General features: G+C 63.9%; 14 protein-coding genes. 13 read left to right on the top strand and 1 reads right to left on the bottom strand.

Annotation, left to right across the window (positions count from 1 at the left end; translation table 11 throughout):
- The first annotated feature begins 37 nt into the window (after window positions 1-37).
- The 13 genes from nuoI (at window position 38) to PV781_RS06190 (ending at window position 13,735) form a co-directional block, all read left to right on the top strand.
- A complete protein-coding gene (gene nuoI, locus PV781_RS06250) occupies window positions 38-526 on the top strand; it encodes an NADH-quinone oxidoreductase subunit NuoI (protein WP_274774774.1) in 489 nt (162 codons plus the stop codon).
- Between the two features lie 182 nt (window positions 527-708).
- The gene (locus PV781_RS06245) at window positions 709-1,317 is read left to right on the top strand and encodes an NADH-quinone oxidoreductase subunit J (RefSeq protein ID WP_274774773.1); all 609 of its coding nucleotides are present in this window, start codon (window positions 709-711) and stop codon (window positions 1,315-1,317) included.
- A 10-nt stretch (window positions 1,318-1,327) separates the two neighbouring features.
- Window positions 1,328-1,636, top strand: a complete 309-nt coding sequence (gene nuoK / locus PV781_RS06240) for an NADH-quinone oxidoreductase subunit NuoK (protein ID WP_209102597.1) — start codon at window positions 1,328-1,330, stop codon at window positions 1,634-1,636.
- Between the two features lie 4 nt (window positions 1,637-1,640).
- Window positions 1,641-3,566 (top strand): NADH-quinone oxidoreductase subunit L, encoded by a 1,926-nt coding sequence (gene nuoL / locus PV781_RS06235; protein WP_274774772.1) that lies wholly within the window; start codon window positions 1,641-1,643, stop codon window positions 3,564-3,566.
- A 2-nt stretch (window positions 3,567-3,568) separates the two neighbouring features.
- A complete protein-coding gene (locus PV781_RS06230; protein WP_274774771.1) occupies window positions 3,569-5,083 on the top strand; it encodes an NADH-quinone oxidoreductase subunit M in 1,515 nt (504 codons plus the stop codon).
- Between the two features lie 14 nt (window positions 5,084-5,097).
- The gene (gene nuoN, locus PV781_RS06225; RefSeq protein ID WP_274774770.1) at window positions 5,098-6,525 is read left to right on the top strand and encodes an NADH-quinone oxidoreductase subunit NuoN; all 1,428 of its coding nucleotides are present in this window, start codon (window positions 5,098-5,100) and stop codon (window positions 6,523-6,525) included.
- A gap of 3 nt (window positions 6,526-6,528) precedes the next feature.
- Complete coding sequence (locus tag PV781_RS06220) at window positions 6,529-7,296, top strand: biotin--[acetyl-CoA-carboxylase] ligase (protein ID WP_274774769.1); 768 nt, start codon at window positions 6,529-6,531, stop codon at window positions 7,294-7,296.
- Complete coding sequence (locus PV781_RS06215) at window positions 7,293-8,966, top strand: ribonuclease J (RefSeq protein WP_274774768.1); 1,674 nt, start codon at window positions 7,293-7,295, stop codon at window positions 8,964-8,966. Before PV781_RS06220 ends, PV781_RS06215 begins: the two co-directional genes overlap by 4 nt.
- A gap of 39 nt (window positions 8,967-9,005) precedes the next feature.
- Window positions 9,006-9,410 carry a methylmalonyl-CoA epimerase gene (mce, locus tag PV781_RS06210; protein WP_274774767.1) on the top strand — a complete coding sequence of 135 codons (405 nt, stop codon included), beginning with the start codon at window positions 9,006-9,008 and terminating at the stop codon, window positions 9,408-9,410.
- Window positions 9,411-9,416: 6 nt separating this feature from the next.
- Window positions 9,417-9,689, top strand: a complete 273-nt coding sequence (locus tag PV781_RS06205) for a DUF1467 family protein (protein ID WP_274774766.1) — start codon at window positions 9,417-9,419, stop codon at window positions 9,687-9,689.
- A gap of 703 nt (window positions 9,690-10,392) precedes the next feature.
- A complete protein-coding gene (gene proS / locus PV781_RS06200) occupies window positions 10,393-11,718 on the top strand; it encodes a proline--tRNA ligase (protein WP_274774765.1) in 1,326 nt (441 codons plus the stop codon).
- 14 nt (window positions 11,719-11,732) lie between these two features.
- A complete protein-coding gene (locus PV781_RS06195; RefSeq protein WP_274774764.1) occupies window positions 11,733-13,025 on the top strand; it encodes a lipoprotein-releasing ABC transporter permease subunit in 1,293 nt (430 codons plus the stop codon).
- Entirely contained in the window at window positions 13,025-13,735 is a 711-nt protein-coding gene (locus tag PV781_RS06190; RefSeq protein ID WP_274774763.1) for an ABC transporter ATP-binding protein, read from the top strand. The genes PV781_RS06195 and PV781_RS06190 overlap by 1 nt, the downstream gene beginning before the upstream one ends.
- A 19-nt stretch (window positions 13,736-13,754) precedes the next feature.
- On the opposite strand, the gene PV781_RS06185 is transcribed toward PV781_RS06190, so the two are convergent.
- Window positions 13,755-14,189, bottom strand: coding sequence for an EamA family transporter (locus tag PV781_RS06185; protein ID WP_274774762.1), 435 nt, complete (start codon window positions 14,187-14,189; stop codon window positions 13,755-13,757).
- Window positions 14,190-14,214 lie beyond the last annotated feature (25 nt).

The raw sequence follows: 14,214 nt of genomic DNA, 5'->3' as shown, positions 1-14,214 counted from the left end.
TTCCGCCCTCCCGACCGCATCTTATCGGAGCTGAGCCATGAAGCTCGACCAGGCGGCCCGCGCCCTCCTTCTGACGGAGTTCCTCTCCGGCTTCGTTCTCGCCATGCGCTACTTCTTCAAGCCCAAGGCGACGATCAATTATCCGTTCGAGAAGAATCCCATCTCGCCCCGCTTCCGGGGCGAGCATGCGCTGCGCCGCTATCCCAATGGCGAAGAGCGGTGCATCGCGTGCAAGCTGTGCGAGGCCATCTGCCCGGCGCAGGCCATCACCATCGAAGCTGGCCCGCGTCGCAATGACGGCACCCGCCGCACCACCCGTTACGACATCGACATGGTGAAGTGCATCTATTGCGGCTTCTGCCAGGAAGCTTGCCCGGTGGACGCCATCGTCGAGGGGCCGAATTTCGAGTTCGCCACGGAAACCCGTGAGGAACTCTATTACGACAAGGAAAAGCTGCTGGCGAACGGCGACCGGTGGGAACGCGAGATCGCGCGCTCCATCGCGCTCGACGCGCCTTACCGCTGAACGGGGCGCCCGTCCTCAGGCGGGCATTGAAGGATCACGGCGCCCGCGTCCTGCGGATGCCTTAGATAGTGGACGTTGGTCATGGCTACGGGCTATCGACGGACCGGCTGCCGCCTGCGGCGCCCGGCCATCGGCGCGAGGGGAACCGGCGCGAGCGCGCCACGCAAGGGGGAGCTCGGCGCATGAGTGTCGCGGCATTGTTTTTCTATCTCTTCGCGTTCGTGCTCGTGGCGTCCGCCTTCATGGTCATCGCCTCGCGCAATCCGGTTCAGTCGGTGCTGTTCCTGATCCTGTGCTTCGTCAACGCGGCTGGACTCTTCATCCTGATCGGAGCGGAGTTCCTCGCGCTGATCCTGGTTGTGGTCTATGTGGGCGCGGTGGCAGTGCTCTTCCTCTTCGTCGTGATGATGCTCGACGTCGACTTCGTGGAGCTGCGGCAGGGCTTCCTTCAATACCTGCCCATCGGAATGGTGGTTGGCGCCATCTTCCTGGCCGAGCTGGTTCTGGTGGCCAGCTCCTGGGTGTTTGGGACATCCCTGCCTTCGACGCCCATGCCCTCCGGTGGGCAAGCCGTCAGCAATGTGCGGGCCATCGGGCAGGTGCTCTATACGGACTATGTCTACTTCTTCGAGGCGGCCGGCATGGTCCTGCTGGTGGCCATGATCGGCGCCATCGTCCTGACGCTGCGCCACAAGGCCAATGTGAAGCGCCAGAACATCGCGGACCAGGTCGCGCGTACGCCGGAGGCCGCCATGGAGGTGGTCAAGGTCAAGCCCGGCCAGGGCATCTGAGGAGGGAAAGATGGCTGTTGGACTTTCCCACTACCTGATCGTTGCCGCGATCCTGTTCACCTTCGGCACGCTGGGCATCTTCCTCAACCGGAAGAACGTGATCGTCATTCTGATGTCCATCGAGCTCATCCTGCTCGCCGTGAACATCAACCTCGTGGCCTTCTCGGTGTTCCAGGGCAATCTGGTCGGTCAGGTGTTTGCGCTCCTGATCTTGACCGTCGCGGCCGCCGAGGCGGCCATCGGCCTCGCCATCCTCGTGGTGTTCTACCGCAACCGCGGTTCGATCGCCGTCGAAGACATCAACGCCATGAAGGGCTGAGGCCATGTATCAGGCGATCGTCTTTCTCCCCCTCATCGGCTTTCTTATTGCCGGCATGTTCGGCCGCGTCATCGGGGCGCGGGCGTCCGAGGTGGTGACCACCTCTTTCCTGTTCGTCTCGTGCGTCCTGGCTTGGGTCGCCTTCTTCAATGTGGGCTTCGGCGGGCATGACGCTCGCGTACAGGTGCTGCAGTGGATCTATGTGGGCGACCTCAAGATCGACTGGGCGCTGCGCGTCGACACGCTGACCGCGATGATGCTGATTGTGGTCACCACGGTGTCCTCGCTCGTGCACCTCTATTCCATCGGCTACATGCACGAGGATCCGAGCCGGCCGCGCTTCTTCGCCTATCTCTCCCTGTTCACCTTCGCCATGCTCATGCTGGTGACGGCGGACAACCTGCTCCAGCTCTTCTTCGGCTGGGAAGGTGTGGGCCTGGCCTCCTACCTGCTCATCGGGTTCTGGTATGAGAAGCCCTCGGCGAATGCGGCGGCCATGAAGGCCTTCGTGGTCAACCGCGTGGGTGACTTCGGCTTCATCCTGGGCATTTTCGCCATCTTCGTGATGACCGGCTCGGTGGCTTTCGAGGGCGTCTTCGCTGCGGCGCCGTCACTGGCGGGCAAGACGATCAACTTCCTCGGCCATCACTGGGATGCGCCGACCGTGATTGCGCTCCTGCTGTTCGTCGGCGCCATGGGCAAGTCGGCGCAGTTCATGCTGCACACCTGGTTGCCGGACGCGATGGAAGGGCCGACCCCGGTCTCCGCGCTCATCCACGCCGCCACCATGGTGACCGCCGGCGTGTTCATGGTGGCGCGCATGTCCCCCATCTTCGAACTGTCGCCCACCGCGCTGGACGTGGTGATGCTGATCGGTGCCACCACCGCCATGTTCGCGGCGACGGTGGCCCTGGTTCAGAACGACATCAAGAAGGTGATCGCCTACTCCACCTGTTCGCAGCTGGGCTACATGTTCGTGGCCATGGGCGCGGGCGCCTATTCCATCGGCGTCTTCCACCTTCTCACCCACGCCTGCTTCAAGGCACTGCTCTTCCTGTGCGCGGGCTCTGTCATCAACGCCATGCACCATGAGCAGGACATGCGGCACATGGGCGGTCTCTACAAGAAGATCCCCTTCACCTATGCCATGATGCTGATCGGCACCCTGGCCATCACCGGCTTCCCCTTCCTCGCCGGCTATTACTCGAAGGACGCCATCATCGAGTCTGCCTGGGCCTCCCACAATCATTTCGCCCTCTATGGATGGCTGATGACGGTGGCCGCGGCGGCTTTGACCTCCTTCTATTCCTGGCGTTTGGTGTTCATGACCTTCCACGGTCATCCGCACGACCATCACCATTATGAGCATGCCCATGAATCCCCTGCGGTGATGACCATCCCGCTCGGCATCCTGGCGGTGGGCTCGGTGATCGCGGGCTTTGCGCTCTACAACCAGTTCGTTGGCGAGGACGTGCACGAATTCTTCCGTCACTCCATCTTCATGGGCACGGAGAACCACATCCTGCACGCCATCCACGACATTCCCGGCTGGGCGAAGTATCTGCCCACCGTGATGATGGTCCTGGGGTTCGTGGTGGCCTACTGGTTCTACATCGTGAACCCGAAGGTCCCTGTGGCGCTGGCGAAGAGCCAGGATGCTCTCTACCGGTTCCTGCTCAACAAGTGGTATTTCGACGAGCTCTACAACGCCATCTTCGTGAAGCCGGCGCTGTTCATCGGCCGTGTCCTCTGGAAGCAGGGTGACGGGCGGATCATCGATGGGTGGGGGCCGAACGGGGTCTCGGCCCGGGTGCTCGACGTCACCGGCCGCGTGGTGCGCCTGCAAAGCGGCTACCTTTATCACTATGCCTTCGTGATGCTGATCGGCCTCGCCGCGCTCATCACCTGGTTCATGTTCGCCGGAGTGTGACGATGACCACTTGGCCCATCCTCTCCGTCGTCACCTTCCTGCCGGTGGTCGGCGCGCTCTTCATCCTGGTGGTGCGGGGCGACAGCGAGGTCACCGCGCGCAATGCCCGTTGGGTCGCGCTGTGGACGACCCTTGTGACCTTCGTGGTCTCACTGTTTCTGCTGCCGGGCTTTGAGAGTTCCGCGCCGGGCTTCCAGTTTGTGGAGAAGCACGCTTGGCTCGGCGAGATCGCCTCCTATCACATGGGCATCGACGGCATCTCCCTGCCGCTGGTGCTGCTGACGACCTTCCTCATGCCCTTCTGCATCCTCGCCTCCTGGGAGAGCGTGCATAAGCGTGTGAAGGAATACATGATCGCGTTCCTCGTCCTCGAGACGTTGATGATCGGCACCTTCTGCTCGCTGGATCTGGTGCTGTTCTACTTCTTCTTCGAGGGCGGCCTGATCCCGATGTTCCTCATCATCGGCATCTGGGGTGGCGCACGCCGCATCTATGCCAGCTTCAAGTTCTTCCTCTACACACTCGCCGGCTCCGTGCTGATGATGCTGGCCATCATGGCCATGTATTGGAAGGCGGGCACGACGGATGTGCCGACCCTGATGCAGTTCGGCTTCCCGTCGGGCATGCAGACATGGCTGTGGCTGGCCTTCTTCGCCTCCTTCGCCGTGAAGATGCCCATGTGGCCGGTTCATACCTGGCTGCCCGACGCTCACGTTGAGGCGCCGACCGCTGGCTCTGTGATCCTGGCGGGCGTGCTCCTGAAGATGGGTGGCTACGGCTTCATCCGCTACTCCCTGCCCATGTTCCCGGAGGCCTCCCACCTCTTCGCGCCGCTGGTCTTCACGCTCTCCGTGGTGGCCATCATCTATACCTCGCTGGTGGCGCTGGTGCAGGAGGACATCAAGAAGCTGATCGCCTATTCGTCCATTGCCCATATGGGCTTCGTGACCATGGGCATCTTCGCCATGAACGAGGCGGGCCTGCAGGGCGCCATGTTCCTGATGATCTCTCACGGCTTCGTGTCTGGCGCGCTGTTCCTGTGCGTCGGCGTCATCTATGACCGCATGCACACCCGTGACATCGCGGCCTATGGGGGCTTGGCCAAGCGCATGCCGCTTTATGCGACGGCGCTGATGATCTTCACGATGGCCAATGTGGGCCTTCCCGGCACGTCGGGCTTCGTGGGTGAGTTCCTGACGATGCTTGCGGCGTTCGAACGGAACACCTGGGTGGCCTTCTTCGCCGCCACCGGCGTTATCCTGTCGGCGGCCTATGCCCTGTGGCTCTACTGGCGGGTCATTTTCGGCCCGCTGGAAAAGGACAGCCTCAAGGACATCCTGGACCTGAGCCCGCGCGAGGTGGCCATCATGGTGCCCCTCGTCATCCTGACCATTCTGTTCGGCTTCTGGCCGTCTCCCATCCTTCACATGACGTCGACGGCGGTGAACGCTGTCGTCGCCCGCACCGATACGGTGGCGGCGGCGGTGAAGACCGCCTCGCTCCTGTTCAGCTTCTGATCCGAGGTCGCCAGATGTCCGTCCTGCCTCCGCTCGGAGCCGTCCTCCCTGAACTCCTCCTGGCCGTTGCGGCGATCGTGCTTCTGCTGATCGGCGCGGTGCGAGGGGAGAAGGCCACCAACATGGTGAACGGCCTCGCCATTGCGGTCTTGGTCGCGGCCGGCGTGCTCACGCTCATCGGCCCCGGGCAGACCGTCACGGCATTCAACGGTTCGCTGGTGATCGACCCCTTCGGTCGCTTCATGAAGGCGCTGGCCATCCTCGGCGCCACGGTCTCGCTGATCCTGTCGGTGGATTGGCTCGGCCGCGAGCAGCAGCGCAAGTATGAGTATGCGGTGCTGGTCGTCATCGCTACGCTTGGCATGACCATGCTGATCTCGGCCGGCGACCTGATCGCGCTTTATCTCGGCCTCGAACTGATGAGCCTGTCGCTCTATGTGGTCGCGGCCTTCAACCGGGACTCGGTGCGCTCCACCGAGGCCGGCCTCAAATACTTCGTTCTCGGCTCGCTTTCGTCCGGCATGCTGTTGTACGGCGCGTCCCTCATCTACGGCTTCACGGGCACCGTGAACTTCGCCGGCATCGCCGCCGTTGTGACCCAGCCTTCGGTTGGCTTGATCTATGGTATCGTGTTCCTGCTGGCGGGGCTTTGCTTCAAGATATCGGCCGTGCCGTTCCACATGTGGACGCCTGACGTCTATGAGGGTGCGCCCACCCCCGTCACCGCTTTCTTTGCCACCGCCCCGAAGGTGGCGGCCATGGCGGTGTTCCTGCGCGTGACGGTGGAGGCTTTCCCGCATGTGACCCACCAGTGGCAGCAGATCGTGGTGTTCGTGGCGATCGCCTCCATGGCCCTGGGTGCCTTCGCTGCCATCGGCCAGCGCAACATCAAGCGCATGCTGGCCTATTCCTCCATCGGCCACATGGGTTTCGCGCTGGTGGGCTTGGCTGCCGCAACCCCCCAGGGCGTGCGGGGCGTGATCGTCTATATGGCCATCTATGTGGCCATGACGCTCGGCTCCTTCTCCTGCGTGCTGGCCATGCGGCGCAATGGCCGGTCGGTGGAGACCATTGATGATTTGGCCGGCCTTGCCCGCACCAATCCGGTGATGGCGCTGCTGCTTGCCGCGCTCATGTTCTCGCTGGCGGGCATTCCCCCGCTCGCCGGCTTCCTGGCGAAATACTATGTCTTCCTGGCAGCCATCGAGGCGGGGCTCTATGGGCTCGCGGTGCTTGGCGTGCTGTCCTCGGTGGTGGGCGCCTTCTATTACCTGCGGGTGGTGAAGGTGATGTATTTCGACGAGCCGGCAGACGCCTTCGATCCGATGCCGTCCGAGCTCAAGGCGGTTCTCGGCCTTTCCGGCCTGTTCACGATCTTCTATTTCGTGTATCCGGCTCCTCTCATCGAGGCGGCGGGCGCGGCAGCGCGCTCACTCTTTTGACAGATGGCGCCACAGCGTTTTCAAAGCCTGACCATACCTATCGTCCGGTTCACGGAGATCGGCTCCACCAATGCGGAAGGCCTCTCGCGCCTTTCGCGCGGGGAGCCGATGCCCGTTTGGCTGGTTGCGGACATCCAGACCGCGGGGCGGGGGCGGCGCGGCCGTCCTTGGACCAGCGAGCTGGGCAATCTGTTCGCCTCCCTGGTCCTGCCCAATCCGGCTCCTCCCGCTTATGTGGCGCAGCTGTGCTTCGTCGCCGGGCTCGCCTTGCGCGATGCGGTGCTCGCGGCCGCACCTTTGGTGGTGCCGGAGCAGCTCAAGCTGAAATGGCCCAATGACCTGATCCTGGATGGTGGCAAGCTCGCCGGCATACTGGTGGAGGGCGGCACGGACCCTGCCGGGCGGCCCGCGGCGGTGGTGGGCTTCGGCGTGAACTGCCTGCACCATCCCGAGGGGCTTCCCTACAAGGCCATCAGCCTTGACTCGGTCGGTTGCCCCACGGCCCCCGACCGGGTGCTGGAGGCGCTCGACCGGGCCATGGCCGTGCGGCTCAACCAGTGGAACGGCGGCAACGGCTTCCCGTCCGTGCGCACCGACTGGCTCCGCCACGCGTTGGCTCTGGGAGACACCATCACCGTTCGCATTGGCGAGCGGGAAGTCACAGGACGGTTTGAGAATATCGACGCCCGCGGAGCGCTGATGCTGCGCCGGCGAGACGGAATTGCTGAGATCATCACCGCCGGTGACGTCTCCTTGCCAAAGGCGGAATGACCGTGGCGGATTTGCAGGAACTGGTCTTCGCGCCGCTCGGCGGCGTCGGAGAGATCGGCATGAATCTCGGCCTTTACGGCTACGGCCCGCGCCGGGCGCGCCGGTGGCTGATGGTCGATCTGGGCATGAGCTTTGCCGGGGAAGAGGCGCCAGGTGTAGACTTGGTGCTGCCCGACATCCGCTTTCTTGAGGCCGAGAAAAAGAACATCGAGGGCCTGCTCCTCACCCATGGCCATGAGGACCATGTGGGTGCCGTGCTTGACCTGTGGCCGCGCCTGAAGGTGCCGGTCTATACGACGCGGTTCACGGCCGGCCTGCTGGAAGCCAAGCGCTGGGCGGAGCCGGGGGCGCCGAACATCCCGATCACGGTCGTTCGCGCGGGCGAGCGCCTGCAGCTCGGCCCGTTCGAGGTGGAGTTCATCCCCGTCGCCCATTCCATTCCCGACAGCCATGCGATCGCCATTCGCACCGCTTCGGGACTGGTGCTGCACACGGGCGATTGGAAGCTCGATCCCAACCCTGTGGTGGGCGCGGTCACCGATTCCGCCCGTCTGAAGGCGTTGGGCGATGAGGGCGTGCGCGCCATCATTTGTGATTCCACCAATGCCATACGGGACGGCGTCTCTCCCTCAGAGGCGGACGTCGGTGTGACGCTCAAGGAGATCGTGGCCAAGGCCAAGCACCGGGTCTGCTTCACCACCTTTTCGTCCAACGTGGCCCGCATCCGGTCAATCGGTGAGGCGGCCATGGCGAACGATCGCGAGGTCGTCGTGGTGGGGCGTGCCATGGACCGCGTCATCGGTGTAGCTCGCGAGCAGGGCATGCTGGACGGAATTCCCCCGTTCCGCACGGTCGAGGCCTATGGCTATCTCCCGCGCGACAAGGTGGTGGCGCTGCTGACCGGCTCGCAAGGAGAGCCGCGGGCCGCGCTCAGCCGCATTGCCGGCGATGACCATCCCGAAATCGCCCTTTCTTCGGGCGACCTGGTGGTTTTCTCCTCGCGCACCATTCCCGGCAATGAGCGGGTGGTGAACAAGGTCATCAACGGCCTTGTGAAGCGGGGCGTGCGCGTCATGACCGACCGCGACGGGCTGGTGCATGTGTCGGGCCATCCCCGCCGGGGCGAGCTTGAGCAGATGTATGGCTGGGTGCGGCCGCAGGTGTCGGTCCCCGTGCATGGCGAACCCATGCACTTGGCTGAACACGCGGCGCTGGCGCGGCGCTTGGGCGTCAAGGAAGTGGTTCTGTGCAGCGACGGCCATGTGGTGCGGCTAGCGCCCGGGCCGGCCGAACGTGTGGACGACATCCCCTTTGGCCGTCTCTACAAGGACGGCAAGGTGCTGGTGTCCGATGCCGCCCGTACCATTCCGGAGCGGCGCAAGCTCGGCTATGTGGGCATTGTGTCTGTGGCGCTGGCGCTGGACGGCAAGGGTGCCGTGGTGGGCGATCCCTCCGTGGAGCTGACCGGCATCCCAGAGCGGGGCGAAGGCGGCGTGGACATGCTGGACCATGTGTTCGACACCGTGGTCGCGACGCTCGACAACCTGCCGCGCGCCCGCCGTCGTGATCCAGATTCCCTTTCCGAGAGCATCGAGCGGGCCGTTCGGTCCGCGGTGAATGTGGCCTGGGGCAAAAAGCCCGTTTGCCACGTTCACATCGTGGAGGTCTGATAGCGCCCGCGCGCGAGTGCGCCGGCAGGGGAGGGAACCATGATCGGACGGCTCAACCATGTGGCGATCGCGGTGCGGGACATCGCTGCGGCGACCGCCTTGTATCGGGACACTCTCGGCGCCGAGGTGTCGGAGCAGGTGGCCCAGCATGCCCATGGCGTGACCACGGTTTTCATCACCCTGCCGAATACCAAGATCGAGCTGCTCGAACCGCTCGGCGAGGCGTCTCCGATCGCCAAGTTCCTGGAGCGCAACCCGGACGGCGGCATCCACCACATCTGCTATGAGGTGGATGACATCGTGGCGGCGCGGGACCAGCTGAAGTCAAGGGGCGCCCGTGTGCTGGGCGACGGCGAGCCCAAGATCGGGGCCCATGGCAAGCCGGTGCTGTTCCTGCATCCCAAGGACTTCAACGGTACCCTGGTGGAACTGGAACAGGCCTGACCCGTCGTGCACATCGGTTCGATTCTCGCCATCTATTTCATCGTCTGGTGGGTGGTGCTGTTCGCAGTGCTCCCCTTTGGCGTGAAATCGCAAGCCGAGGCCAATACGGTTCAGCCCGGGACAGATCCAGGCGCCCCGACGCGTCCTCTTCTGCTGCGCAAGGCCATTGTCACCTCCATCATCGCGGCATTTGTGACGGCGGGATTGATCTATCTGGCACGCAGCGGTGTGGTGCGTCTCGAAGACCTGCCGATGCCTTTCCGGACGGATATGGACTGACAGAGCCACCATCGGAGCGGCCCGGGGCGACCGGCTCAGGCGCCAGTTCCACTGAAAGGCGGCTGTCGGCTGGGCACGTCCATTCACGACACGGCTTCTGCTGGTATCGTGTGGCCGCCGGCGCCTCCTGCTTTTTGCCGCAGTGCCGCAAAAAGCGGCATTGCCGAGGCGGAATGTCGCAGCGTGAGCAGAGGTTTCCAGCCCCTTAACCTCACTCGTTCGTGATCGTCTGACAGGAAAGTTCTCGGAGAGCCCTCCGGAATCGCTCGCGCGTGATGGATTGGGGGGGTGCCGTTTTACGAATCTTGCGGAGGGGGCGTGCCAAAGAAAAAAGGCGAGGCTCCCGCCTCGCCTTTTTCCTGATGCACTTTTTGGCGGATTGCCCGGGTGCAGCCGAGCCCATCCAGTGCAGCCGTTCCCGTTCCCACGCCTCGAAAAGGCGGTCTCCGGTCGGCTTTGGTTGATTTTCCTCCCGAGACCTGGACCCCTCTATCCACGATGCCTGCGAGGGCTCAGTGGCGGTCCCCTTTCTTTTAACCCGTGAAAACTAGAACAAGACGGACGGCTTTGTCATCCTTGCGCCGCAATACACAAATTGTTGCGACGCAACACAATCTCGCAGTGGTCGGGCTTGTGTTTTGAGGGTCGTTCCGCTTTCAGTGTCCTCGCCCGATCACCTCATCCAGCCTGCGAGTCCCACGCAATGCGCCTGTCCCGTTATTTTCTGCCCATTCTTCGCGAGGTTCCGAAGGAGGCGGAGATCGTTTCGCACCGGCTGATGCTGCGGGCGGGAATGGTGCGCCAGGAGAGCGCCGGCATCTATGCCTGGCTGCCGCTGGGCCACCGGGTGCTCAACAAGATCTGCAACATCATCCGCGAAGAGCAGAATCGCTCCGGCGCCATTGAACTGCTCATGCCCACCATCCAGTCGGCGGACCTGTGGCGCGAGAGCGGGCGCTATGATGATTACGGCAAGGAAATGCTGCGCATCCGCGACCGGCACGATCGCGAGATGCTGTTCGGCCCCACCAATGAGGAGATGATCACCGAGATCGTCCGGGCCTATGTGAAGTCCTACAAGGCCCTGCCGCTCAATCTCTACCACATCCAGTGGAAGTTCCGGGACGAGGTGCGCCCGCGCTTCGGCGTCTATCGCTCGCGCGAATTCCTGATGAAGGATGCCTATTCGTTCGACCTCGATCAGTCCGGCGCCCGCCATTCCTACAACAAGATGTTCGTCGCCTATTTGCGCACCTTCTCCCGGATGGGGCTGAAAGCGATTCCCATGGTGGCGGACACGGGGCCCATCGGCGGCAACCTCTCCCACGAATTCATCATCCTCGCCTCCACCGGCGAGAGTGAGGTCTTCTGCCATGGCGACTATCTCGACCTCGTGCCGCCCCCGGCCGGCGTGAATTTCGATGACCCGGCCGCCCTCCAGGCGACCGTAGACCAGTGGACGACGCTCTATGCCGCCACTTCGGAAAAGCACGACGAGGCGGCTTTCGCCGCGATCCCTGAGGGTCGCCGCCTGGCCGCCCGCGGCATCGAGGTGGGGCACATCTTCTATTTCGGGACCAAGTATTCCGAGCCCTTCGGCGCCAAGGTGCAAGGGCCGGACGGGGCCGAGCACCTCATCCACATGGGCTCCTACGGCATCGGACCCTCGCGCCTCGTGGCGGCGATGATCGAGGCCTCCCACGACGAAGCTGGCATCATCTGGCCGGACGCGGTGGCGCCCTTCCAGGTGGGCATCCTCAACCTGAAGGTGGGCGATGCCGCCGTGGATGGGGCCTGCGCCCAACTTTATGCGAAGCTGACCGCTTCCGGCGTCGATGTCCTCTATGATGACACCGAGGAGCGCGCCGGCGCCAAGTTCGCCACCGCCGACCTCATCGGCCTGCCCTGGCAGGTGCTGGTGGGGCCGAAGAGCCTGGCGGAAGGCAAGGTGGAACTGAAGCGCCGGGCGGACGGTAGCCGTGAGCTGCTTTCGCTGGCCGACGTTTATGAGCGCCTGAAGGCACACTGAAGGGAGCGCGGCGTATGGCATCTTCCACGGCGACCGGGACCGACGAGCCGACCGGCACGCGGCCCTTCTCCGCCTTCGAGTGGATGCTGTCGCTGCGCTATTTGCGGGCCCGCCGGAAGGAGGGCTTCATCTCGGTCATCGCCGGCTTCTCCTTCCTCGGCATCGTGCTGGGGGTTGCGACGCTCATCATCGTGATGGCGGTGATGAACGGCTTCCGTCAGGAACTGCTCTCCAAGATCCTGGGGTTGAACGGGCATCTGCTCGTCCAGCCCATGGAAAGCCCGCTGACCGATTATCTGGCGGTGGCCGAGCGCATCTCAAAGCTCAACGGCGTTCGCCTCGCCGTGCCACTGGTGGAAGGACAGGCGCTGGCCTCCTCGCCCTACAATGCCTCCGGCGTGTTGGTGCGGGGCCTGTCCGAGAAGGACCTGAGGGCGTTGCCCTCCATTGCCAACAATATTCGCCAGGGCACGTTGGAAGGCTTTGACCAGGGGCAGGGACTGGCCATCGGCAAGCGCCTGGCGGACCAGTTGTCCCTCCATGCGGGGGACAACATCACCCTGGTGGCGCCGCGTGGGGCGGTGACTCCCATGGGCACTTCGCCGCGCATCAAGGTCTACAAGGTGGCTGCCGTCTTTGAGATCGGCATGTCGGAATATGACGGCGCCTTCGTGTTCATGCCGCTGCCCGAGGCCCAGGCCTATTTCAACCGCAATGGCGATGTGAACGCCATCGAGGTCTATATCGACAAGCCGGACGATGTGGCCGAACTGCGCCCCGCCATCCAGGCGGCGGCGGAGCGGCCGGTCTATATTGTCGACTGGCGACAGAGAAACGCCACCTTCTTCAACGCGTTGCAGGTGGAGCGGAACGTCATGTTCCTGATCCTGACGCTGATCGTGTTGGTGGCGGCGCTCAACATCGTGTCCGGCCTTATCATGCTGGTGAAGGACAAGGGGCACGACATCGCCGTGTTGCGCACCATGGGCGCGACACGGGGCGCGGTGATGCGCATCTTCCTCATCACGGGCGCCAGCATCGGCGTCGTCGGCACCTTGTGCGGCTTTCTGCTGGGCGTTCTGGTCTGCCTCAATATCGAGGAGATCCGGCAGTTCATTTCCTACCTGACCCGCACGGAACTGTTCTCGCCGGAGCTTTACTATCTCAGCCGCCTGCCGGCCGAGATGAACATTGGCGAAACCGGAGCCGTGGTGGGCATGGCGCTGATCCTGTCCCTGCTGGCCACCCTCTATCCCTCCTGGCGCGCCGCGCGGCTCGACCCGGTGGAAGCCCTGAGATACGAGTGATGACCGCTTCCGCCTCCGACGATTTCGCAGGTCCACCGGCGCTCGCGCTCGCCGATGTGTCGCGCCGCTATCCGCAGGGCGAGGCCTATATCGAGGTGCTGCGTGCCGCCAATCTGGTGGTTGAGCCCGGCCAGTCTGTGGCGCTTGTGGCGCCATCCGGCTCGGGCAAGTCCACCTTGCTGCATCTGTGCGGGCTGTTGGAGCACCCGGACGAGGGCGAGGTCTATATTGACGGCCGCCCCACGGCCAAGCTCGCCGATGCGGAGCGCACCCGCATGCGACGGCTCCATGTGGGCTTCGTCTATCAGTTCCACCACCTCCTGCCCGAATTTACCGCGCTGGAGAATGTGATGATGCCGCAGATGATCCGCGGCCTCTCCAAGAAGGATGCCGCCGCGCGGGCCAAGGACCTTCTGTCCTATCTTGGCCTCGGCCATCGGCTGTCCCATCGGCCGGCGGAATTGTCCGGCGGCGAGCAGCAGCGCGTGGCCATCGCCCGCGCGCTGGCCAATGCGCCCCGCCTGCTTCTTGCGGACGAGCCAACCGGCAATCTGGACCCGCGCACGTCCGACCATGTCTTTGGTGCCCTCTCGGAACTGGTCCATGCCACCGGGGTCGCGGCCATCATCGCCACCCACAATCTGGCGCTCGCCTCCCAGATGCACCGGCGCGTGACCGTGCTCGACGGCCAGGTGGTGGAGTTGGACTGAGGCCGTCTGCCAGGCTTGCCTATCGCACGGCCACCAGGATCGCACCGCCGGCAATGAGGGCGACGCCCAGCCAGTTAAGGGCGCTCAGGCGCTCGCCCAGGAAGATGGCGCCAAAAATGGCCACCATCACCACGCTCAGCTTGTCGAGCGGGGCCACCTGTCCCGCATCCCCCAGCTGAAGCGCGCGGAAATAGCAGAGCCAGGACGCTCCCGTGGCGATGCCCGACAGGATCATGAAGACCCACGTCTTGGGGGGAATGGTGCTCGGCGCCTGCCAGGCATCTCCTGCCATCACCACCAGCGCGATGATGGCGAGAATCACGAGGGTGCGGATCAACGTGGCGAGGTCCGAATGGATGGCGCTGACCCCCACCTTGCCGAAAATGGCGGTGAGCGCGGCAAAGACAGCCGCCCCCAGCGCCCAGAATTGCCAGCTTCCCGCAAACGCCTTCATCGCTCTGCCCGCTGATGTCGTGACG

It is taken from the genome of Aquabacter sediminis (genome assembly GCF_028863665.1).
GTDB lineage: Bacteria > Pseudomonadota > Alphaproteobacteria > Rhizobiales > Xanthobacteraceae > L1I39.
Note: the sequence above shows the minus strand (reverse complement) of the source record. Positions and strands in the feature narration are given on the sequence as shown.

Excerpts from the sequence above, each read along its gene's own strand:
- nuoI (WP_274774774.1), top strand. The coding sequence starts at position 38 with ATGAAGCTCGACCAGGCGGCCCGCGCCCTCCTTCTGACGGAGTTCCTC.
- PV781_RS06245 (WP_274774773.1), top strand. The coding sequence starts at position 709 with ATGAGTGTCGCGGCATTGTTTTTCTATCTCTTCGCGTTCGTGCTCGTG.
- nuoK (WP_209102597.1), top strand. The coding sequence starts at position 1,328 with ATGGCTGTTGGACTTTCCCACTACCTGATCGTTGCCGCGATCCTGTTC.
- nuoL (WP_274774772.1), top strand. The coding sequence starts at position 1,641 with ATGTATCAGGCGATCGTCTTTCTCCCCCTCATCGGCTTTCTTATTGCC.
- PV781_RS06230 (WP_274774771.1), top strand. The coding sequence starts at position 3,569 with ATGACCACTTGGCCCATCCTCTCCGTCGTCACCTTCCTGCCGGTGGTC.
- nuoN (WP_274774770.1), top strand. The coding sequence starts at position 5,098 with ATGTCCGTCCTGCCTCCGCTCGGAGCCGTCCTCCCTGAACTCCTCCTG.
- PV781_RS06220 (WP_274774769.1), top strand. The coding sequence starts at position 6,529 with ATGGCGCCACAGCGTTTTCAAAGCCTGACCATACCTATCGTCCGGTTC.
- PV781_RS06215 (WP_274774768.1), top strand. The coding sequence starts at position 7,293 with ATGACCGTGGCGGATTTGCAGGAACTGGTCTTCGCGCCGCTCGGCGGC.
- mce (WP_274774767.1), top strand. The coding sequence starts at position 9,006 with ATGATCGGACGGCTCAACCATGTGGCGATCGCGGTGCGGGACATCGCT.
- proS (WP_274774765.1), top strand. The coding sequence starts at position 10,393 with ATGCGCCTGTCCCGTTATTTTCTGCCCATTCTTCGCGAGGTTCCGAAG.
- PV781_RS06195 (WP_274774764.1), top strand. The coding sequence starts at position 11,733 with ATGGCATCTTCCACGGCGACCGGGACCGACGAGCCGACCGGCACGCGG.
- PV781_RS06190 (WP_274774763.1), top strand. The coding sequence starts at position 13,025 with ATGACCGCTTCCGCCTCCGACGATTTCGCAGGTCCACCGGCGCTCGCG.
- PV781_RS06185 (WP_274774762.1), bottom strand. The coding sequence starts at position 14,189 with ATGAAGGCGTTTGCGGGAAGCTGGCAATTCTGGGCGCTGGGGGCGGCT.